Source organism: Novosphingobium malaysiense (assembly GCF_000802225.1).
Lineage (GTDB): Bacteria > Pseudomonadota > Alphaproteobacteria > Sphingomonadales > Sphingomonadaceae > Novosphingobium > Novosphingobium malaysiense.
In genome coordinates this window covers 222,714-244,157 of the sequence record NZ_JTDI01000001.1, presented here as the reverse complement: position 1 = coordinate 244,157, position 21,444 = coordinate 222,714, and the positions used below count along the sequence as shown (strand labels likewise).

Genomic DNA, 21,444 nt, shown 5'->3' with positions numbered 1-21,444 from the left:
GCCGCGCTCGACTGTCCCATATTTGGACATGGCGTGGTCCCCATCGGCTTGCCCCGAAGCTAAATTGTTGTAACTCTTGGGCAGTGACGAACGGCAGCGCTTGGGCGGAGATGCTATGCAGGCGGTCATCGCCAATTCCATGTGGCGGACGGGTAGCACCTATCTGGCTCGACAATTCGTCGACAACCCGCGTTATCGCCTGTTCTACGAGCCTGCGCACGAAGACCGTCAGTCGCCCGATCTTCCCGACAAGGAGGAGGAAAAGGCCCGCCGGAAGGTCATGAACCATCCCACGTTCGAGGAACCCCTGGCCAGGCGCTATCTCGAGCCGGATCCCCGGGACAACACTCCCCTGTACGAGCGGTTCGATCCTAGAACCTCGTTCGTCGATACCTATGAACCCGAGGCCAGGGGTCTGCAGTCTTTCCTTCTGGCCTGCCGCCGCAACGCGGAGGCGCGCGGTCAAATTCCCTTTTTCGGCTTTTGCCGCTCTGGTCTCCAGCATCGCACGTGGGACAATCTCATCCACGGCGCGAAGGTGATCTACCTGTGGCGCGATCCGCGCGAACAGTTCGGGTCCTATGGTTGGCCCAAAAACACCTATTTCATACCATCCACACTGGCCCAGGTCCTCCTGTCCCGGACCCTGGAGCCTGCGGTAGATGCGATCATGCATCCGTTTGCCTCCCGCTCCGCGCGGGCGCTGCTTCGCAGAGTCCCGCCCGAAAACAGCCTGACCATGCAGCGCGTCGGTCGCGCCCTGGGGGCCATGCTGTCGACGGGGCGGATCTATGCCCTGTTCTATCTGTCGTGGCTCGTCAGCAATCGCAGCGGGGCGGAAACGGCCGACCACGTCTTTAGTCTCAGCCAACTGGTCGAAGATCCGGTGCTGCGCGAAGAGGTGGAGCAGGCCTACGATCTGCGCTTCGACAACCTTCGCCCCACGCCAGATCGCGTGGAAGAGGCGATTGCCTACGATCAGATCGAGCGCGAAGTGGAGCACATCGTGACGGCGAAGCTGGTCGAACTGGAGCTGCAGGGCGACGTCGCGGCCTGAAAGCGCCGGGCAAGTTCGCCCTTGCCCATCTAGCCTCTTTTCTTGCGCGCCAGACCATCCTATCGCGTCCCCCATGACTGAATCCACATACCGCATCCAGGGCGCAACCGGGGACTGGGAGGTCGTGATCGGCCTCGAGGTCCACGCGCAGGTCACCTCGAACTCCAAGCTGTTTTCCGGCTCGGCAACCGCTTTCGGCGCGGAGCCGAACTCGCAGGTGTCGCTGGTCGATGCGGCGATGCCGGGCATGCTGCCGGTTCCCAACCGCGAGTGCATCCGTCAGGCGGTGCGCACCGGCATGGCGATCAACGCGCAGATCAACAAGTGGAGCCGGTTCGACCGCAAGAACTACTTCTACGCCGACCTGCCGCAGGGCTACCAGATCAGCCAGCTCTACCACCCGCTGGTGGGTGAGGGCTCGATCGAGATCGTGCTCGACGACAAGGATCCCGAAGGTTCGACCAAGACCATCGGCATCGAGCGCATCCACGTCGAGCAGGACGCGGGCAAGCTGATGCACGATCAGCATCCCACGATGTCGTACGTCGACCTCAACCGCTCGGGCGTGGCGCTGATGGAAATCGTCAGCCGTCCGGACATGCGTTCGCCCGCCGAAGCAGGGGCTTACGTCGCGAAGCTGCGGACCATTCTGCGCTATGTCGGCTCGTGCGACGGCAACATGGACCAGGGCTCGATGCGCTGCGACGTCAACGTCTCGGTGCGCCGCCCCGGCGAGCCGTTCGGCACCCGCACCGAAACCAAGAATGTGAACTCGGTGCGCTTCGTCATGCAGACGATCGAGCACGAGGCGAACCGCCAGGTCGACCTGATCGAGAGCGGTGGCAAGGTTGTGCAGGAAACCCGTCTGTTCGATCCGAACACCGGCACCACGCGCTCGATGCGCAGCAAGGAAGACGCGCACGATTACCGCTACTTCCCCGATCCGGACCTGCTGCCGCTCGAACTCGATGACGCGTTCCTCGACGATTGCCGCAATTCGCTGCCCGAACTGCCCGACGCCAAGCGTCACCGCTATGAAAGCGACCTCGGCCTCTCACCCTACAATGCGGGTGTGCTCACCGCCGATGTCGAGACCGCGCGCTGGTTCGAACTGCTGCTGGCAGAAACCGCCAAGGCCGCGGGCAAGCAGCCGGCGGACGTTGCCAAGCAGGCGGCCAACTGGCTGATCTCCGAACTGTTCGGCGCGCTCAACAAGCTTGGCACCGGCCTGGCGGAATCGCCCGTGACCCCTGAAAAGGGCGGCGAACTTCTCGCGCTGATCGCCAAGGGCACGATTTCCGGCTCGGCCGCCAAGCAGGTGCTCGAACTGATGCTCGAAACCGGCGACGATGCCGGCACGATCGTCGAACGCGAAGGCCTCAAGCAGGAATCCGACACCGGCGCCATCGAAGCCGAAGTCGACAAGGTCCTCGCCGCCAATGCCGACAAGGTCGAGCAGTACAAGGCCGGCAAGGTCCAGCTCTTCGGCTTCTTCGTCGGCCAGACGATGAAAGCCATGAAGGGCAAGGGCAACCCGCAGGTCGTCAACGAGATACTGAAGACGAAGCTGGGATAAGGCAGAGCCCCCGGAACTGGTCCGGGGGCCCTTCCATCAGCGGCGCGTCATTCCGGCGCGCGTGCGTTCGTTGTTGGCATATTCCTGGAAGTTCTTCTTGAACACGCCGACGAGCTCGTCGAGCGCGGCGATCGTGTCTTCGCCTTCCTTCGGCGGGAACAGCTTGAGGCCGTTGCCACCCCAGGCCTTGTATTCGAAGTCGATCTTCTGATCTTCGCCGAACTTGCGGACCATGAACAGCGTCTTGAGCGAACGGCCGTAGAGGGCGGCCTTCTGGTAGAATACGTCGGCGACGATCAGCTCGGAATAGCAGCGCGCCGTGGAATCCGAGCGGCGGGTCTTCACCTTGTTCATCGTTTTGCGCTCGAGCGGCTCTTCATGGACGACGTAGGTCGTGCCGGGGCTGAGCTGCAGTTCCGCACGCAGGTCGAGCGAGAGCAGCGCGTCGAGCTGGCTGGGGCTGTCCAGCGCACTGGCGAGCAGGGTCTTGTTGTTGGCGTCAGTGCCGGCGTGGAGGGCGACATCGAGCAATCCACCGCCCAGCAGGCCGGTCGTGATCGAGTTCATGCGCTCTGCCGGCCAGATGTGCAGTTCACACCCATCGGGAGCGTCGGGAGCAAGCGAGGGACCGGTTTCCTCGGTGGCTTCCTCCACTTCGGCGGGGGTCGCGACGTCCACGGCTGCATCGGCCGGAGCCGTTACGTCCTCTCCCTCTTCCGCCGTCTGCGCCTGCAACGGCATGGCTGCGCCAAGGCATATGGCCGCCATGGCTACGATACGAGTTTTCATTTTGCCTCCATGACAAGGGGTCACTTGCCCCGCTTCTTTCCGGCTGGTTTGTTGAGTGCCTTGCCGAATTCCCCGACTGCGTCCGCATAGGCCTTGCCCAGTTCTTCCAGCGCAGCCTCGGCGTCATCGGGGCCTGTCGGCGGGAAGTGGAGCAGTCTTACCTGGCTGTAGGTGCCGAACCGGCGGGCGGGAGTGTCGCCCTCGAACGTGCGAAACCGGTAGAGCGTCTTTAGGTATTTTCCGGTGACGATGTCTTCCTGGAAGAAAACGTCGTCGACCACCAGTTCGGCGTAGCAGGCGGTGCCTTCATCGGTGAGGCGGTCCTGTGCCCTGCGGACGACCCGGCTGTCCGGCGCGTTCTTGTGGATCACTGCGCGATATCCTGGCAGCTTCAGAAGATCGGCCAGTGGAAGTGACTGCAGGATTTCGGCCTGACGTTCCGGATCGAGTGGCGTTTCGGGAAGCTTGCGGTAGCCGTCTCTTCCCTGAACGGCGCCATCCACGATCCCGCCGTGGAACCATCCGAAGTAGGTCGAACGCAAACCGCTCGACGGCCAGACGTGCAGTTCGCAGTCTACCGGGGGAGATGCACCAGCGGCCAAGTCTGGCGTGTCGGTCGGCTGCGCCGTGGACGGCGCAGTCAGTGTGCCGCCTGCAACACTAACGGCCGCGACAATCGCGTACCGCATCCAGTCATGTGGCAATATCTGTTTCCCCCAAAAGCCCGTCCTTCGAATCGACCGGGGACGGTGCTTTCAGGGGAGGTATTATTATCGAACGAATGTCTCGACAAGCGTTTGATAACAGGGGGTGCCTTCAAGGCAGACGGGGGCGAAAAACTTCAGTTTTTCCGCGTCCCCGTCAGGTCCATCGTCCCGAACATCCCCGCTTTCACCTTGCCGGTGAGGGCATCGCCGTCGACGGTGGCGGTGCAGTCGAGATCCATCGGCATCGGCATCGTCATCTTCATTTGCCAGGTCAGCGTGTTGCCGCTGATCTTGCCGTGCTCGATGTCCATGGAGCCGAGGTCTCCGGTGATGTTGCCGGTGAAGGTATCGCCTTCGCCCGGCACGATGGTCAGCACGCCTTTCTGTGGCCCCATCGGGGTCTTGGTGACGCAGTCATAGCTTCCTGCAACGGACATCTGGCTTACTCCTGTTCCGATCCTTCTTCGGCACCCGCAGGCGCCGCGCGTACCTCGACCGGAAGGCCGAGGTCTTGCAACTGCGGTTCGACGACCTTGCGATCACCGACGACGACGAACGTGAGCCCGCTCGGTTGAAGGTATTCCTGCGCCGCGGCGCCGATGGTCTTGGCGTCGATGGCCCGGTACACCCCGGCGAGCTGCTGATAGTAGTCCTCGGGCCGGCCCAGCCGCTCGTTCTTGCGGATGCCTGCAAGCACGGCCGCGTTCGTTTCGAACTGGGTCGGCATCTGCCGGATGGCCCCGTCGGTCACGCGCTGCAGTTCCTCGTCGGAGACCGGCTGCCGTGCCGGGAAGGCGGACATGTCGGCCATGAGCGCCTTGATCGTGTCGCCGGTGCGGTCGGCCTGGACCGGGGCACTCACTTCCAGCATGCGCGGGCCGACCGGCTGGTCGACCGAGGTGCGTACGCCGTAGCTCCAGCCCTTCTCCTCGCGGATGTCGAGGTTGAGGCGAGAGAGGAAATCGCCGCCCAGCACGTCGTTTGCGAGGACGAGCGGTTCCTGGCCCGGCGTGGTGCCGGAAATCGGCAGGACGCGACCGGCCATGACCACCGATTGCGGCGAGTTCGGCCGGTCGATCAGGATGATGCGGTTGCCGCTGGCAGGCGTCGTCGCCGCGTCGATGGGTTTCACCGGAGCCGGGTTCGCCGGCGCCTTCCAGCCACCGAAGGCCTGCTCGAGGAGCGGCTTGAGCTTCTCCATGGTCACATCGCCGACGACCGTGATGCGCGCGAGATCCGGGCGCAGCCACTTGTCGTGCGCAGCGTGCATGTCCCCCGGCGTCAGCGCCGCCAGAGACCGGGCGTTGCCGAGCCCGTCGAGCGGCTGCGCATAGGGGTGCGATCCGTAGACCTGGGCCTCCAGCGTGCGCGAGGCGAGGCTGGCGGGCGTTGACAGGGCTTGTGCCAGTGCAGCCTCGGTCTGCGCCTTTACGCGTACGAAGTCCCCCTCGGCAAAGGCCGGATGCAGGATCAGGTCGGCCGTGAGCGCCAGCGAGGGGGCGAGATTGTCGCTCAGTGTGCTCAGCATGACCGTGCTGGTATCAAGCGAGCCGTCGGTGCTGATGCGGGCGCCCAGCCGCTCCTGCGCTTCGGCGATCTGCGTGGCGTCGAGCGTCGTAGTGCCTTCGTCGAGCATGGAGAGCATCAGGCCTTGCGTGCCCGGGGTATCGAGGGCGTCGGCTGCATAGCCCGCGTCGAAGTCGATCGCCACGACCAGCTTGGGCACGGCGGTACGGCGGGCCAATGCCACAGGGATGCCGTTGGACAGCGTGGTGCGCTCGATCGCGGGAAAGGCGAGTTCCTTGACCGGCTGCACCGGCGGCGCCTCGCGTTTCGGGGCGGGCGGCAGGGGCGGCGCCTTGGCATGGGGATCGGCCGGCGGGGCAGGGCGCTGTGCTTCGTCGCCCCAGCCGCCCATGCTGTCACCGCTCTCGGTGCGTTCTCCGGGAACGACGTTGAGGGCATAGGCCGGGCGCGAGAGCCACTTGTTCATCGCCGTCTTGATCCTGGCCGGGGTCAGCGCCGCCATGGCGGCCAGATCCTTCTTGTAGTGCGCTGGGTCGTTCGAATAGACCTCGCCCTCGGCCAGCGTTGCGCCCTTGCCGTAGAAGCCGCCGACGCGTTCGAGCCCGCCGATCTCGCCCGACAGCATGCTCGTGACGGCCCGGCGCACTTCGTCCTGGGTCGGGCCTTCGCGCAGGTAGTCGGCAAGGACTGCATCGAAGGCGGCCTCGGCCTTGCCGCGGTCGACCCCGGGCTTCACGTCCATCAGCATGGTCAGGAAGCTGACCTGTTCGAACATCTGATCATAGGCGGAAACAGAGACGGCCAGTTCCTTGCCGCGCACCAGGGCATTGTCGAGCCGTGAACTCGCAAGACCGCCCAGGATATGCATACCGATCTTGAGCGCGGGGCTGTCCGGATCGTTGAGCCCCGGCGCCGTCCAGTTGCGGGTGAGGCGCAGAACGGGGACCTGATCGTGGATGTCGCGCGAGAGCGGCGCGGCAAGCGTGACCGGGCCGGCCATCACCGGCTTGATCGCGGGACCGCGCGGGATGTCCCCGAACCACTTTTCGACCTTCGGCCGAGCCGTCGCTGCGTCGATATCGCCCGAGAGGACGAGCACGACGTTGTTCGGGCCGTAATGGTCGGTGAACCACTCGCGCACGTCGGTCAGCGTCGCCGCGTCGAGGTCAGCCATAGAGCCGATCGTCGAATGGCGATACGGGTGACCGATAGGCAACAATCCCGCGCTCTGCGCATAATCGAACAGGCCGTAGGGCTGGTTGTCGCCCTGACGCTTCTCGTTCTGGACGACGCCGCGTTGCTTATCGAGCTTGTCCTGCGTCACCGCGGGCAGCAGGTGGCCCATGCGGTCGCTTTCCATGAACAGCGCCAGATCGAGAGCGCCGGTGGGCACCGTCTCGATATAGTTGGTGCGGTCGTACCAGGTGGAGCCGTTGGTGGAAGTGGAACCGGCCGCTTCGAGCGGAATGTCGAAATTGGGCACATTGGCCGAGCCGCCGAAGAACAGGTGCTCGTAGAGGTGGGCGAAACCGGTCCGGCCGCGCGGCTCGTTCTTGGAGCCGACCTTGTAGTAGAGCGTGACGCCGACGATCGGCGACTTGCGATCGGTGTGGACGATGGTCGTCAGGCCATTGTCCAGCACGAACTTCTCGTAGGGAATATCGACCTTGGCGACGAGGTCCTGCAGCGTGGCGGATGCCTGGTGTGGCTGGGTCGCCGGCGCGTCGGCGAGGGCGGGCGCGGTCGGTGCAAGGTTGGTGGAAAGGAGAAGGGCGGCGGCTAGAGCCGAAAGGCTCGACACGGGGAGGATGCGCATGGGCGTCGGTCTAGCAAAGACTGTCTCTACCGCAAGCTGAACCGGTGGCGGAAGCTGGGGCTGGCGAGGCATTTTATTCCATGTTTACGCTGCCGGGCCGGCACTCCGTATGGGGCGATGTGAGGCCGACCAGATGGTGCCTGTGAAGGAGATTGCTGATTGTCGCAACGCGAGGCAGGTTCGTGGCCATCGAAAAGCTCTCTGGGGTTGATTGTATGAAATGCGCTTGGTTGGGATTGACCGTTTTCTCAATTTCGCTGGCTGCCCCGCTGGCGGCATTTTCCGACACTGAGACGTGCCCCGGTTTCGTTCGCGGAGCATCAACTCAACCTGACATTGACCGCACTTACGCGGCTCGGGCAGTGTCCATCATGGCGGCAGGACTCAAGAATGATGCCAGGGCGCTCAGCGCCTTGGTCTCACCTAATGCCCAATTCACGGTTTGGCACGGAGACGCCGCTTATAGCCCACGCGATGGGCGCAAAAGGTTAGGCGGCGTCGGAGGGGGCATACAATTTGCCCATCATGTGAACCCTGACCGGTTTCAGATCGTCACCATTCAGTCAGGTCCGATTTCGGTTGCGCCGGTGAAATGCGAATGGAGTGTCAACGTGCTTTTTCTTGATCAGCGGCACGACGCAGGCATCAGCATTGCCTTCAAATTCGTGGATGGACTTCTGGTCGAGGCTACTGGCCATCAGACTGTGCTCTACCAAGGGGACGTCCCTTAACCCCGACCCTTAGGCAGTTCGATAGCCTAAAGCGCTTTCGTCAAAGCTGCCATCGATAGCTGGCAATGGATGCCTGAACTAACGACCGATTTCGGCATCCGGTGTTGCAGAGGCGAACGACCGAAGTGTCGGGGAGAGCGGACGTTGCAGAATTTCTCACTTGAGGTGGCCAAGATCGAAACGTGTCAGAGACAACGTCGATCAAAGTAGGCCTTCACGTCTGCTATCTCATCTTGTGTCAATAGAGCAGCAGCCCCTGAGCCGGGATCATTAAAATACGAAGCCTCCCTGCCGCTCTTGTCGAGCACGAAAATTCTACAATTCATAAGCCGGCCGTTCCGAAGCAACTCACTTTCCGGGGCTTGGACAATTCCAAAAACATGGCTCTGCCCCAAACGGTAAAACTTGACGTCCATTGGGATGCTAGCTTCGCGAGTTGGTCCAACAAGCTCAAGCTTATCTCCAACCCAATTCTCGCTCACATAACCGCGCATAGGTCCAATCCAGCTCTTCAACCCGCAGTAAGCAGCAATGGCAATCGAGGTGACCAGCACTACGATCAAGATCGGAAACCAATATCTTGATACATTAGCCATGCCGGAACAATTACGTCGATGAATAACCAATGTCGATGAGCTGATGTAGAACACCGTCCGCTTCGTCGGCGCAACCGGAACGGCGGCTAGTGGATCAAGATCCCGAACAGCCGCCGTTGAGGTCAGTGCCGCTTTTGCCCGCTGGCCTCACCCCCGCTTGAAGATCTGGCCGCTGTCGAAGCGCGTGATGCGCCACTCACCATCGGAATCGCGGCGGCATTCCATCTTCACGTCGGCCACGGCCAGCGGGTCGCAGTACTTGTCGAGGTCCTTCACGGTCGCGAAAAAGACCAGCAGATAGCCTACCTTGGCATTGTCCGCGTCGTCGAAGGAGACGCGCAGCGAGGTGATGATGTGGCGCATCGTCATCAGCCCGGCACCGGCCTCCATGGCTGCCGCGCGGCCCTTGTAGAAGGCCTCGACCGCGGGGAGGCCGTCGCGCCATTCGCCGCCGACGAAATACTGTACATCCTCGGCCAGGCAGTCGGTCTTGCGCATCGACAGGCCGTTGTTCATGTCGAGCTCGTCGCCCCATTCGTAGATGACCTGCTTGATCGCGAGGACGTCCGCTGCCTGTTCGGGGGTGAATTTCGCCACGTCTGTCTACCTCTTCCCGTTGCTGTGGGTCTGTGCAGGGCAGGCTAGGCGAAGCCCGCAGCCGCGCCAAGGTGTAGTGAACGGCATTGTTGATTTAACGCCGACGCGACGGGACTCACAGGCGGCCTCCAGGGCGTTCCGGCTGGATTTGCCTACTATATGTCCACTACTGAACACAAGTTGCGTAAAGGGGTTTGGTTGCCTGTCCGTTCACGCCTGAAATCTTCGCCTTTTCTGCAAATATTGTGTAATATTTATATGCGGATACGTGCCGCATTCCGCTGGCCGGAAAATAGTATGCCTAATCGCGGACAGCACCACTCGACGGCAAGGGTTCGAGTGATAGTCTTCCTCGAAGCGGGGGGCGCTTGGCCGCCTTAATCCGAAGCGGAGGGCATATGAAAATCAAGTTGATAGCAGTGCTGGCGTGTTCGACGGCGGCACTGGTCGCGGCGGGACCGGCCAACGCCAAGTCCGGCGATATCATTCCCAATTCGTACATCTGCGTCTTCAACGCCAAGGCCGTGAACCGGGGGGCGGTCCAGGCCGAGGCCAATCGTGCGGTCAATGCCGCAGGCGGTTCGGTCTCGCACGTCTACCGGTATTCGATCCAGGGTTTCGCGGCGAACATGAGTGCACAGGCGGTGTCGCGGATGACGGCGCGCAACCCCTCGATCAAGTACTGCGAGCCGGACCGGCTCGTCGAGCTGGGACCGATCGAGCCGACCAAGGGCAAGCCGGGAGGTGTAGGCGGCGGTGGCGGCGGCAGCAGTGCCGAGACGACGCCTTGGGGCGTGACCTACGTCAAGGGTGGAAGTCTTTCGGTCGCGACGACCGGCGCCCGTGCGTGGATCATCGACAGCGGCATCGATCCCACCCACGAGGACCTTAACGTCGACCAGTCCGGCATGGCGCAGAACTTCGTGCCGCGTGACAGCAGCTGGACCGATCTCAACGGGCACGGCACGCATGTTTCAGGCACGATCGGCGCCATCAAGGGCAACGGCAAGGGTGTTGTGGGTGTCGTGCCGGGTGCGCTGGTGACGGCGGTGCGCGTGCTCGACCGCAGGGGCAGCGGTGCCTATTCGACGGTGATTGCCGGCATCGACTGGGTGGCGCAGCCGGGGCACGGCAAGCCCGGCGACGTCGCCAACATGAGCCTTGGCGGCCCGCAGGACGATGCCCTGGACGAAGCAGTCCTCAATGCCGCTGCGACCGGCGTCAAGTTCGCGATCGCCGCGGGCAACTCGGCGGACAATGCCAACAACTATTCGCCCGCCCATGCCGGCAGCATAGCCGATGCCAGGGCTGCCAACGTCTATGTCGTCTCGGCGTTCGACGACCAGGGTGTGTTCGCCTACTTCTCGAACTACGGCAATCCGCCGATCGACTATGCCGAGCCGGGCGTGAACATCCTCTCGACCTGGAAGAACAACGGCTACAACACGATCAGCGGCACTTCGATGGCCACACCGCATCTCGCGGGACTGCTGCTTGCCGGCAAACTCGCCGCCTGCGGAACCGTGACCGGCGATACCAAGGACAGCACGCCCGATCCGATCGGCAAATCCAGCTGCCAATAGACCCTTGATTGCGCACGAAAAAGGGCGGTCCCCTTCCGGGCCGCCCTTTTTCGTGCGCAAATGCTTGCGCCCCGTCAAAGACCGCCCATCTTAAGCCCGCATAAAAAGAAGGTAGAGGGCCTTGTGTTGCAAAAATGCAACACTACATTGTCGAGGTCAGGAGGCATCACGAATCATGAATCTCGAAAAGTTCACCGACCGCGCCAAGGGTTTCCTTCAGGCCGCGCAGACCGTCGCGATCCGTCTCAATCACCAGCGGATCAGTCCCGAGCACGTGCTCAAGGCGCTGCTCGACGATCCCGAAGGCATGGCTGCCGGGCTGATCAAGCGTGCGGGCGGCAATCCCGAATACACGACCGAGGAACTAGACAAGGCCCTGGCCAAGGTGCCGTCGGTCTCGGGCAGCGGGGCGCAGGCTTCGCCCGGTCTCGACAACGACTCCGTGCGTGTGCTCGACGCGGCCGAGCAGGCCGCCACCAAGTCGGGTGACAGTTATGTCACGGTCGAGCGGCTGCTGCTGGCGCTCGTGCTCGCCACCACCACCGCTGCCGGTCAGGCTCTCAAGGCGGGCAATGTCACTGCCGAGGCGCTCGAAGCCGCGATCACCGAATTGCGCGGCGGCCGCACCGCCGACACCGCCTCGGCCGAGGAAGCCTACGACGCGATGAAGAAGTACGCACGCGACCTTACGCAGGCCGCGAGGGACGGCAAGCTCGACCCGGTCATCGGCCGCGACGAGGAAATCCGCCGCACCGTGCAGATCCTCGCGCGTCGCACCAAGAACAACCCCGTGCTCATCGGCGATCCCGGCGTCGGCAAGACCGCCATCGCCGAAGGACTTGCACTGCGCATCGCCAATGGCGACGTACCCGACAGCCTCAAGGACCGCCGTCTCATGGCGCTCGACATGGGCGCGCTGATCGCCGGCGCCAAGTATCGCGGCGAGTTCGAGGAACGGCTGAAGGCCGTGCTCGACGAAGTGAAGGGCGCCGAGGGCGAGATCATCCTGTTCATCGACGAGATGCACACGCTGATCGGCGCGGGTGCCTCGGAAGGCTCGATGGATGCCGGCAACCTGCTCAAGCCCGCCCTTGCGCGCGGCGAGCTGCACTGCATCGGCGCGACCACGCTCGACGAGTACCAGAAGTACGTCGAGAAGGACGCCGCGCTGCAGCGCCGTTTCCAGCCCGTCTTCGTCGACGAGCCCACCGTGGAGGACACGATCTCGATCCTGCGCGGGCTCAAGGAGAAGTACGAGCTGCACCACGGCGTGCGCATCACCGACAGCGCGATCGTCGCTGCCGCGACGCTCTCCAACCGCTACATCACCAACCGCTTCCTGCCCGACAAGGCGATCGACCTCATGGACGAGGCCGCCAGCCGCATCCGCATGGAAGTCGAGAGCAAGCCGGAGGAAATCGAAGGCCTCGACCGCCGGATCATCCAGCTCAAGATCGAGGAATCGGCGCTCGCCAAGGAAAGTGACGAGGCTTCCAAGGATCGCCTTGCCAGCTTGCGCGAGGAACTCGCCAACCTTGAGCAGCAGTCGAGCGAGTTGACCACCCGCTGGCAGAACGAACGCGACAAGATCGCCGCCGAAGGCAAGATCAAGGAACAGCTCGACCAGGCCCGCATCGAACTCGAGCAGGCGCAGCGTTCGGGAGATCTCGGCCGCGCGGGCGAGTTGTCCTACGGCACGATCCCCAAGCTCGAAAAGCAGCTTGCCGAAGCGCAGGAACAGTCCGGCAACGCGCTGCTGCGCGAGGAAGTGACCGAGGACGACATCGCCGGTGTCGTCAGCCGCTGGACCGGCGTGCCCGTCGACAAGATGCTAGAGGGTGAGCGCGAGAAGCTGCTGAAGATGGAGCAGGTCATCGGCGAGCGCGTCATCGGCCAGGAACAGGCCGTCGAGGCCGTGTCAAAGGCCGTGCGCCGCGCCCGTGCCGGCCTGCAGGACCCGAACCGGCCGCTCGGCTCGTTCCTGTTCCTCGGCCCCACGGGCGTCGGCAAGACCGAGCTGACCAAGGCGCTCGCCGGCTTCCTGTTCGACGACGACACCGCGATGGTGCGCATCGACATGAGCGAGTTCATGGAGAAGCACGCGGTTGCCCGCCTGATCGGCGCGCCTCCGGGCTATGTCGGCTACGAGGAAGGCGGCGTGCTCACCGAGGCGGTGCGGCGCCGGCCCTACCAGGTCGTGCTGTTCGACGAGGTGGAAAAGGCGCACAGCGACGTGTTCAACGTGCTGCTGCAGGTGCTCGACGATGGCCGCCTGACCGACGGGCAGGGCCGGGTGGTGGACTTCACCAACACGCTCATCATCCTGACCTCGAACCTCGGCAGCCAGTACCTCTCCAACATGGAGGAAGGGCAGGATGTCGAGAGCGTCGAGCCGCAGGTGATGGACGTGGTCAAGGCGCACTTCCGGCCGGAGTTCCTGAACCGCCTGGACGAGATCGTCCTGTTCCACCGCCTCGGCCAGGAGCACATGGGCCCGATCGTCGATATCCAGGTCGACCGCGTGCAGAAGCTGCTCAAGGACCGCAAGATCGTGCTCGACCTCTCCGAAGCCGCCAAGCGCTGGCTGGGCCGGGTGGGCTACGATCCGGTCTACGGTGCCAGGCCGCTCAAGCGCGCGGTTCAGCGCTACCTGCAGGACCCGCTGGCCGAAAAGCTGCTCGCCGGCGAGATACCCGACGGTTCGACCGTACGGATCGACGACGGTGACGGGGCGCTGGTGATTGCCGTGGAATAAGGCGCCTGGTCGTCAGGACACTAAAAAGAAACGGCGGGCCCATGGGGTCCGCCGTTTCCATGTCTAGCGTTGCTGTCTGACGATCAGAACTTGGCGGTCACGCCGACCTTCCAGTAACGGCCCATGATGCCGTCCCAGTAAGTGACGAGACCACCACCGGCCGGAGCCGGGTAGGGCGCCTTGGTGTTGAGAATGTTGTCGACATTCAGGCGGAAGGTGTACTGGTCGTTGATGTCGTAGCTCAGCGATCCGCTCACGAACGCCACGGCGTCGCGGGTGGGGTACTGGTACGTATCGGACGAAGCGTCGGGATCGACCTTGGCCTTGCCGATATACTGCACTTGCGCGAACGCCCCGAAAGGACCGTTCATGTAAGCAGCGCTCCAAGTGGCCTGGTGTTTCGAATAACCGATGCTGCCACGGTAGGTGGAGAGGTCACCCGAGCCGACGCGCTGCTCCAGCTTGTCGATGTACTGGTACGAGGCCTTGAGCTGTATGGCACTGTCGGCGCCAAGATACGGCGTCGATGCGGTCCAAGTCAGATCGGCAATGAGACCGGCGTACTTGTACGAAGCGGCGTTCACGTAACCGGTACGGATGAAGGACACCTGACCGTTTGCATCGCGATCGATCTGGGCACAGGCCGCGCTGGGGAAGCTGGTTGCGTCGTAGCAGGCTTCCAGCGTCTGTTCGGCATCGAGGCTGACGATCGCATTCTTCAGGTCGATGTTCACCCAGTCCACCGAAAGCGCCAGATTGCGCAGGAAGGTGGGGGTGAAGATCACGCCGAGAGTCCAACTGTCCGCCGTCTCGTTCTCCAGGCCGGTATTGCCCGAAAGCGAACCACGCGTCGTGAAATCGACAATATCGGACGTGAAGTTCGCCGGCAGGCCGGCAGCTGCGCAGTTCGCCGCACGATTGGCCGGGTTGGGGCCGGCATCGATGAAGCGCGCATCGCACGGGTCGTCCGCGGTGGTGAAGATCGAACTGGTCGGGTTGAACAGCTCGGTCACAGCCGGCGAGCGGATTGAACGGGTGAAATTGCCGCGAATGCCGATGTCGGGCAGGAAGCTGATCTTGCCACCGGCCGTCCAGGTGAAGTCACCGCCAGCGAGCGAGTGATCGACATAGCGGCCCGCGCCATGCAGTTCGGCCGAATACAGGAAAGGCACGTCCATGTCCGGCGAAACCAGCGGGATCTGGAGTTCGCCGAAGACTTCGTCCGTATTGTAGCTGCCGTTGACAGGATCGATCGGGATCGAACGACCATACTGTCCGCGATCCGCCGTCGGATCGGTCGGATCGGGGATGCCATAGAAAAAGGCGCCCGGATCGAAGGCAGCCTTCTCGTTACGGTGTTCGTAACCCAACGCGAAGCTCACAGGGCCGCCCCAGATGTTGAACAGATCGCCGGTGACGTCGGCCGTGACCACCCATTCCTTGTTGAGGGCCGTCGGATGAGCGATCGTGGTGATGTAGTTCGCCACTTCGGGACCGTTCTGGTTGCCGAACGGATTGAAGGGCGCGCAGGTCGCGCTGACCGTCGCGATCGGCGAGTCTGCAGCTCCGGTCGGACAGCCGGCCAAGGCGTTCTCGAAGTTCTGCTGTACCAGTTCGCGGCTGCTGCCGCGGGTCTTCGACCGACCGAAGTTGCCGATCACTTCCCACCTGAAGTTGCGGTCGCCGACATAGAGGTCGCCCTGAAGGCCGCCGGTAATGCGGTACAGTTCCACCGTCGTGCTGCCCTGACCGGAGATCAGGTCGGTGTTGGCGCGACCAAGGTAGAAGAAGTCCTGTCCGGCCGGAAGCTGCGAAGCGATAGTCGCACGGGCGGAGTCGCTCAGGAACGGATTCGAAAGCGGAATGATAAGATTGCCAGAGGGGTCGCCCGCGTCGCCGAACAGCCAGGTGTTGTAGACAGGCTGTGAGCGAAGTTCAGTACCCTTCGAGTGCGCGTAGTTGAAATCGGCGACCAGCTTGATCGTATCGGTCAGTTCATAGTCGGCATGGACGTAGCCGAGGTAGCGTTCGGTCGGCGAAAGCAGGTTGGAAACCGGCACCAAGCTGAAGCCATTGCCGCCCGAAGAGTTCACCACGCCGTGGCGCTCACCGAAGTCCAGCGGCATGAGTTCGCCGTTCTTGTTGAACACCAGGGTGTTACCTGCAGCGTCGTAAAAATCGTACCCGAAGCCGGGGATGATGTCGGCACTGGTCGGCGCGCCATACTCGCTCAGGATCGGAATGCGGCGATCGGAGATGAGTTCCTGCGCATACGGGAAGTCCGAGGAAGACGGCGAGGCGTAGTAGAGACCAGCGGCAGTGCGCTTGCGGTCGGAATAGGTCAGGCCTTCCGCACGGTTCCATTCGAAGGCGCCGACAATGTTGCCGCGACCGCCGCCGAATTGGGTGCCCGCCATGACGCCGAGACGATAGGTCGCGGCATCGCCTTGATCCGAAATGCCGGTCTGTCCGGAGAACTTAACCCCGTCGAACTTCTGCTTCAGCAGGATGTTGACGGTGCCGGCGATGGCGTCAGAGCCATAGATCGGCGCGCCGCCAACTGCGACCGTTTCGATACGGTCGACAGCGAGCGTCGGGATCGTGTTGAGGTCTACTTGCGAACCCGCGGCGACGGGGCCGAAGATCGACGTCGTGTTCGAACTGACGAAACGGCGGCTGTTGACCAGCGTCAGCGTACGCTGCGAACCCAGACCGAAGAAGTCGATGAAGGTCTGGCCGGAACCGAAGCTGCCGCTCTGGCCGCCGACCGGGTTGTTCGCGGAAGGGCCGAAAGCGGGAATCGTCGATAGCGCGTCGCCCAGGTTGGTGAAGCCGCGGCTTTCGACCAGATCCGAACCCACGACGATGGTCGGTTCGAGCGTGTCTACGCTCCGACGCTCGATTCGCGAGCCCGTGACAATGATAGCCTGGTCATTCGATGCGTTGTCGCTCTCGGGAGCAGTCGCGGCTGCGGTCTCCTGGGCGTGAGCGCTGAACGGCACCATCAATGCCATGACGGATAGGCAAGAAGCGCCTTTCAGCGCTGCCTTTTGAATGGAAGTTTTCACGTAGAATGTCCCTTGTTGTAGCGGGCACTGGCAGATGCGTGACCAATTCCGCTCAGGCGCCCGAATCTTCTGCAGTTTGGCGCCCCCGGTTGGACGCGGTCTGCAATGATCCAGTTTTTGCGGTCCCTGAATGGACATTCAACTATTTTTCTGCCGAATTCCGGGATTGCCCGATTTTGTGTTGCTGCAGCGCAACAGTTGGGCGGGCCGGCCTGCTAACGTGTTGCAAAATCTGAGCGCTTCTCGGTGGTATGCGCGTACATAAGTGTTGCGCAAATGCGTCATTAGGAGAGAAAGTTGCTGCTTTTTAAGTCTCGAGTGAACAACTATTGCGCGCGCAACCTTGGCAGTTCACTTTTGCGCGCAGGGTCGCCACCAAAAGTCGATACTGCCCGTGCTATCCGTTTCTTCGCGAGCGCGTGACCTTTCGACGTCAATTGACTGAGCCGCGAAGTGCGGAGGCCGCCGCCAGTCATTCAATTCGTCGCATCTTGATGGAGCGCTGCCCCTGCACCGATACGAGATAGGTTCCGAGGGCGCCGCGCTTGATGTGCACGTCATTTCCGACCTTCGGGGACAGCACGAAGTCGCGCGTGTCGTTTTGTTCCCAGATGCTGCCGTTCTCGAGGCTCAGGCGCCACCCGTTCGCGGTGCGGCGCACGCCGGTGACCGTCGTGTCGATGGCTTCGAGTTCTTCCTTGTCGTCATCGTTACCGCCAAATCCCATAAGCCGGCCAATCGGCGCGGCAAAACCGAACAGACCGCGGCGCGCATTGTCGACGGCTTCCTTGTCGGCGATGACGATTTCTTTGCTGCGGGTGGCTTCGTCCAGCGCTGCTGTCTGCTTGTCGTAGCAGGCGAGGCGTTTGCCGGCGTCCGGTTCGATCCGGCATTCCATAAGCTGGCGAACGATCGCAGGCTGTTTCGGAGCATCCTGCGTGTCGTCCCGCGCCTCGGCTTGCGGTCCGGCCAGTGTCGTGATGACGGCGAATGCGAGCAGATATCTTTTGTCCAAGATGCGTCCCCTTGTAGTGCTCGGTGAAGGCCGGTGGCAGCAATCGCCCGGTTGATCCGGCAGGCGCTGCACCAGATACAGGCATAGCTTCGTCCTGGCCTTTCGGTAGCTGCTGTGGATAATTTTTTCCCGCGTTTCACGTTCGCTTCGCAATGCCGCCTTGAGATCGGCGCGGCGGATCTGCCGGTTTGCCTTGAGGGAAGGAATGCAGCATTTGCAATGCCTTCCTGGAGGAGGTCGTAATGATGTTGCTTTGCGGACACCTTGGTCGTCACGATATTGCCATAGGCAACCCATGGTAATCTGCGGTGCCCGGCGCAACCCGGCTTCCGATTTGTTGCTCTTTTGCCACAAGTGCACGCTAATGTTGCAGCGGGGCAGCTAAAGACCTTTGATCAAGCCTGTCTTTAGGCGAAGAAAGCTCATCTTCCGGTGCTGTCCGTGAAGCCAAAAGGTTTGGGCAACATCGGGGAATCTAAAGGCGCACTGGGTCACACCGCGCCTTAAGAAAAAGGGACACGCTTGTGAAAAACCAAACTCTAACCGCTCTCAAGGCGGGCGCAGCACCTGTGGTGCTGGGCTTCGCGCTGTTCAGCAGCTCTGCTTACGCGCAGGACGCTGCGGACGAGGCTCCTGCCGATACCATCGTCGTCACGGGCACGCGCATCGTCGCGCCGAACCAGGCTTCGATCGCGCCGATCACCACCGTTACTTCGGACGATATTTCGCTTTCGGGTACCACCCGAACCGAAGATCTGCTGAATTCGTTGCCGCAGGTGGTGGCTGCGCAGAGCTCGACTCTGGCGAACGGCGCCACCGGCACTGCGCAGGTCGACCTTCGCGGTCTCGGCCCGTCGCGCACTTTGGTGCTTATCAATGGTCGTCGTCTGATGACGGGTGATCCGAACAGCACCAGTTCTGCCGCGGACCTCAACTTCATTCCCGCTTCGCTGGTCAAGCGCGTCGACGTGCTGACGGGCGGTGCGTCGGCAACCTATGGTGCTGACGCTGTCGCGGGTGTCGTCAACTTCGTGATGGACACGGATTTCGAGGGTTTCCGGGTCGACACCAACTACGGGCTGTACATGCACGAGAACAACTCGTCGCTGATGCAGCCGCTGCTCGATTCGGCCGGCTATGACTATCCCAACGGCCTGTCCACTGACGGTGCCCAGTTCGACGCCACCGTTTCTTTCGGCACTGCGTTCGACGACGGCCGCGGTCACGCGACAGCATACATTGGGTACCGCAAGGCGCACGCTTTGAAGCAGGCCCGGCGCGATTATTCGGCCTGTGCGCTTTCAGCCAGTTCCTCGCAGACGTTGTACTGCGGCGGGTCCTACACGACGCCTTCGGGCAACGCGCTGTACTGGCTCCCGGGGCAGACGTCGACTTCCACCATCGGCGCGTTCGGGCCGGGAACTCTGCCTCCGGGCACGTTCTCGCTCTACAACTATGCGCCGCTTAACTACCTGCAGCGCCCCGACGAGCGTTACACTGCAGGCGTATTCGCTGACTACGAGATCAACGAGAGCATTCATCCATACATGGAATTCATGTTCATGGATGACCGCACGCTTGCTCAGATCGCCCCGTCGGGCGACTTCGGCAACACTCTGACGATCAACTGCGACAATCCCCTGCTGTCCGCGGCTCAGAGCACGCAGCTGTGCAGCTCCGCTAACCTGATCAACGGCTACTTGGGTACGTTCCCGCTGGCTTCCGGCGCGGGTTACAACCCCAATCCGGGCGATGCGCCGCTGACGTTCTACGATCCCACGACGGGGGATCCGTACAACATCGGTTTCATGCAGGTGCTCCGCCGCAACGTGGAGGGTGGGCCCCGCATCAGCGACCTTCAGCACACCGCTTATCGTGCCGTGCTGGGCAGCCGTGGTGATCTCGACAATGTCTGGTCGTATGATGCCTACTACCAGTATGGCCGCACCAATTACTCGCAGGTCTATTCCAACGAGTTCTCGATTGCGCGGCTGACCAATGCCCTTGATGTCGTAACGGATCCGGCAACAGGAAATCCGGTCTGTCGCGTCGCGCTGAGTGGTCAGGATACGAACTGCGTTCCCTACGACATCTTCACGGGTGCCGGTCCGTCGCAGGAAGCGATCAATTACCTTTCCGCCACGGGCTTTCTCAAGGGGCAGACCTCGCAGCAGGTGCTCAGCGCCACCTTCACCGGTGCGCTTGGCGAATATGGTTTGCAGACTCCTTGGGCCGGCGACGGTGTGAGCATCGCGCTTGGTGCTGAATACCGCAAGGACTCGCTGGAACTGCGCGGTGACAATGCGTTCAACACCGGCGACCTTACTGGTCAGGGCGCTCCGACCAAGGACGTCGACGGTGGTTACAAGGTGACCGAGTTCTTTGGCGAGGTCGAACTGCCTATCGTCCAGGACTCGTTCATCTCGAACCTGTCGTTCAATGGTGGCTATCGCTATTCGCATTATAAGATCGCGAATGGACGCACTTTCAACACGGATACATTCAAACTCGGCGTGGATTTCGCGCCGGTGTCTGACATCCGTATTCGTGCAGGCTACAACCGCGCCGTTCGTGTGCCGAACATCCAGGAGTTGTTCGCACCGCAGATTGTCGCGCTCGACGGGTCGCAGGATCCGTGCGCCAGTGTTAGTCCGCTTCCGGCAGGCTGCGCTCTGCAGGGCGTGACCACCGGCACGCCGGCTAACCCTGCGCAGCAGTATAACGGGCTGATCGGCGGCAACCCGGATCTCAATCCGGAAAAGGCGACGACCAAGACCCTCGGTGTGGTCATTGCTCCGCGCTGGGTGCCCCGCCTGACTTTGAGCGTCGACTACTTCGACATCAAGGTGAAGGATGCCATCCAGGGTTATGGTGCCGACGCCATCGTGCAGGCTTGTACCACCGACCTGAATGCGGAAGCCTGCGCTCTGATCAATCGTAATGCTGCAGGTTCGCTGTGGCTCACGTCCGACGGTTACGTTACCGACATCAACCACAATGTCGGTTACGTGAAGACCAAGGGCTTTGAGTTCAACGGCAACTACTCGCGTGAGATCGGAACTGCCGGTACTCTCTCGCTCAACTTCGTCGGCACTGCGCTGGACAAGTTCGAGACGGATAACGGACTGACCGAAATCTACGATTGCGCGGGTTATTACGGTACGACTTGCGGAACTCCGCTTCCCAAGTGGCGCCACAAGCTACGGGCTACCTTCCGGACCGCTGGTGGTCTGGGTGTCTCCGCGCAGTGGCGGTATCTTAGCTCGGTCAAGAACGACGGGCTCAACCCGAGTTCGACGTTGGCCGGCACGGTCCGCGATATCGATCGCAAGATTGGCTCGCAGAGCTACTTCGATCTGACCATGACCGCAGACATTGGTGACCACTTCACGTGGCGTCTGGGTGCGACCAATCTGTTCGACAAGCAGCCGCCGCTGGTGTCGTCGCGCGCCTGTGCCAGCGTGGTCTGCAACGGCAACACTTACCCGGGCACCTATGACGCCCTGGGTCGTTACGTCTTCACCGGCGTTACGATGAACTTCTAATCTCTTATATGCGAGGTTAGGATTGCGGCGGCCTTCCTTCGGGAAGGCCGCCGTTTCATTTTCGGGCTTTGCGAGACGTCCA

At 62.2% G+C, this 21,444-nt stretch carries 14 protein-coding genes; 6 read left to right on the top strand and 8 right to left on the bottom strand.

Features of this window, described 5'->3' with window-relative positions:
- The first annotated feature begins 115 nt into the window (after window positions 1-115).
- Together LK12_RS00975 and gatB are read left to right on the top strand one after the other, a co-directional pair.
- Entirely contained in the window at window positions 116-1,057 is a 942-nt protein-coding gene (locus LK12_RS00975; RefSeq protein WP_039278264.1) for a hypothetical protein, read from the top strand.
- A gap of 73 nt (window positions 1,058-1,130) precedes the next feature.
- Window positions 1,131-2,633 (top strand): Asp-tRNA(Asn)/Glu-tRNA(Gln) amidotransferase subunit GatB, encoded by a 1,503-nt coding sequence (gatB, locus tag LK12_RS00970; protein WP_039278261.1) that lies wholly within the window; start codon window positions 1,131-1,133, stop codon window positions 2,631-2,633.
- Between the two features lie 36 nt (window positions 2,634-2,669).
- Here the strand turns inward: gatB and LK12_RS00965 are convergent, their stop codons facing one another.
- The 4 genes from LK12_RS00965 to LK12_RS00950 form a co-directional block, all read right to left on the bottom strand.
- Complete coding sequence (locus LK12_RS00965; RefSeq protein WP_156135346.1) at window positions 2,670-3,422, bottom strand: hypothetical protein; 753 nt, start codon at window positions 3,420-3,422, stop codon at window positions 2,670-2,672.
- Between the two features lie 20 nt (window positions 3,423-3,442).
- The gene (locus tag LK12_RS00960; RefSeq protein WP_156135345.1) at window positions 3,443-4,111 is read right to left on the bottom strand and encodes a hypothetical protein; all 669 of its coding nucleotides are present in this window, start codon (window positions 4,109-4,111) and stop codon (window positions 3,443-3,445) included.
- A 152-nt stretch (window positions 4,112-4,263) separates the two neighbouring features.
- A complete protein-coding gene (locus tag LK12_RS00955; protein ID WP_039278254.1) occupies window positions 4,264-4,566 on the bottom strand; it encodes a hypothetical protein in 303 nt (100 codons plus the stop codon).
- A 5-nt stretch (window positions 4,567-4,571) separates the two neighbouring features.
- Window positions 4,572-7,472: a M16 family metallopeptidase gene (locus tag LK12_RS00950; RefSeq protein ID WP_039278252.1), complete on the bottom strand. Its 2,901-nt coding sequence runs from the start codon at window positions 7,470-7,472 to the stop codon at window positions 4,572-4,574.
- A gap of 182 nt (window positions 7,473-7,654) precedes the next feature.
- On the opposite strand from LK12_RS00950, the gene LK12_RS00945 reads away from it, so the two are divergent.
- Window positions 7,655-8,203: a hypothetical protein gene (locus tag LK12_RS00945; RefSeq protein WP_039278250.1), complete on the top strand. Its 549-nt coding sequence runs from the start codon at window positions 7,655-7,657 to the stop codon at window positions 8,201-8,203.
- Window positions 8,204-8,388: 185 nt separating this feature from the next.
- On the opposite strand, the gene LK12_RS24485 is transcribed toward LK12_RS00945, so the two are convergent.
- Window positions 8,389-8,799, bottom strand: a complete 411-nt coding sequence (locus tag LK12_RS24485) for a hypothetical protein (RefSeq protein WP_156135344.1) — start codon at window positions 8,797-8,799, stop codon at window positions 8,389-8,391.
- Window positions 8,800-8,946: 147 nt separating this feature from the next.
- Complete coding sequence (locus tag LK12_RS00940; protein WP_052223059.1) at window positions 8,947-9,396, bottom strand: nuclear transport factor 2 family protein; 450 nt, start codon at window positions 9,394-9,396, stop codon at window positions 8,947-8,949.
- Window positions 9,397-9,794: 398 nt separating this feature from the next.
- On the opposite strand from LK12_RS00940, the gene LK12_RS00935 reads away from it, so the two are divergent.
- Together LK12_RS00935 and clpB are read left to right on the top strand one after the other, a co-directional pair.
- On the top strand, window positions 9,795-10,979 hold the full coding sequence (locus LK12_RS00935) for a S8 family serine peptidase (protein WP_052223058.1): 1,185 nt from the start codon (window positions 9,795-9,797) through the stop codon (window positions 10,977-10,979).
- Between the two features lie 175 nt (window positions 10,980-11,154).
- Window positions 11,155-13,734: an ATP-dependent chaperone ClpB gene (gene clpB, locus LK12_RS00930; RefSeq protein WP_039278249.1), complete on the top strand. Its 2,580-nt coding sequence runs from the start codon at window positions 11,155-11,157 to the stop codon at window positions 13,732-13,734.
- Between the two features lie 83 nt (window positions 13,735-13,817).
- Here clpB and LK12_RS00925 read toward each other — a convergent pair whose 3' ends face one another.
- On the bottom strand, window positions 13,818-16,748 hold the full coding sequence (locus tag LK12_RS00925) for a TonB-dependent receptor domain-containing protein (protein ID WP_052223057.1): 2,931 nt from the start codon (window positions 16,746-16,748) through the stop codon (window positions 13,818-13,820).
- A gap of 526 nt (window positions 16,749-17,274) precedes the next feature.
- Complete coding sequence (locus LK12_RS24480; RefSeq protein ID WP_156135343.1) at window positions 17,275-18,171, bottom strand: hypothetical protein; 897 nt, start codon at window positions 18,169-18,171, stop codon at window positions 17,275-17,277.
- Window positions 18,172-18,341: 170 nt separating this feature from the next.
- Here LK12_RS24480 and LK12_RS00915 point away from each other — a divergent pair, with 170 nt between their 5' ends.
- Window positions 18,342-21,362: a TonB-dependent receptor domain-containing protein gene (locus LK12_RS00915; protein ID WP_039278244.1), complete on the top strand. Its 3,021-nt coding sequence runs from the start codon at window positions 18,342-18,344 to the stop codon at window positions 21,360-21,362.
- Window positions 21,363-21,444 lie beyond the last annotated feature (82 nt).

What these genes read in the sequence shown, in the direction of transcription:
- LK12_RS00935 (WP_052223058.1), top strand. Translation starts at nt 9,795, where the DNA reads ATGAAAATCAAGTTGATAGCAGTGCTGGCGTGTTCGACGGCGGCACTG.
- LK12_RS00965 (WP_156135346.1), bottom strand. Translation starts at nt 3,422, where the DNA reads ATGAAAACTCGTATCGTAGCCATGGCGGCCATATGCCTTGGCGCAGCC.
- gatB (WP_039278261.1), top strand. Translation starts at nt 1,131, where the DNA reads ATGACTGAATCCACATACCGCATCCAGGGCGCAACCGGGGACTGGGAG.
- LK12_RS00960 (WP_156135345.1), bottom strand. Translation starts at nt 4,111, where the DNA reads ATGCGGTACGCGATTGTCGCGGCCGTTAGTGTTGCAGGCGGCACACTG.
- LK12_RS00925 (WP_052223057.1), bottom strand. Translation starts at nt 16,748, where the DNA reads ATGGCATTGATGGTGCCGTTCAGCGCTCACGCCCAGGAGACCGCAGCC.
- LK12_RS24485 (WP_156135344.1), bottom strand. Translation starts at nt 8,799, where the DNA reads ATGGCTAATGTATCAAGATATTGGTTTCCGATCTTGATCGTAGTGCTG.
- LK12_RS00950 (WP_039278252.1), bottom strand. Translation starts at nt 7,472, where the DNA reads ATGCGCATCCTCCCCGTGTCGAGCCTTTCGGCTCTAGCCGCCGCCCTT.
- clpB (WP_039278249.1), top strand. Translation starts at nt 11,155, where the DNA reads ATGAATCTCGAAAAGTTCACCGACCGCGCCAAGGGTTTCCTTCAGGCC.
- LK12_RS00955 (WP_039278254.1), bottom strand. Translation starts at nt 4,566, where the DNA reads ATGTCCGTTGCAGGAAGCTATGACTGCGTCACCAAGACCCCGATGGGG.
- LK12_RS00975 (WP_039278264.1), top strand. Translation starts at nt 116, where the DNA reads ATGCAGGCGGTCATCGCCAATTCCATGTGGCGGACGGGTAGCACCTAT.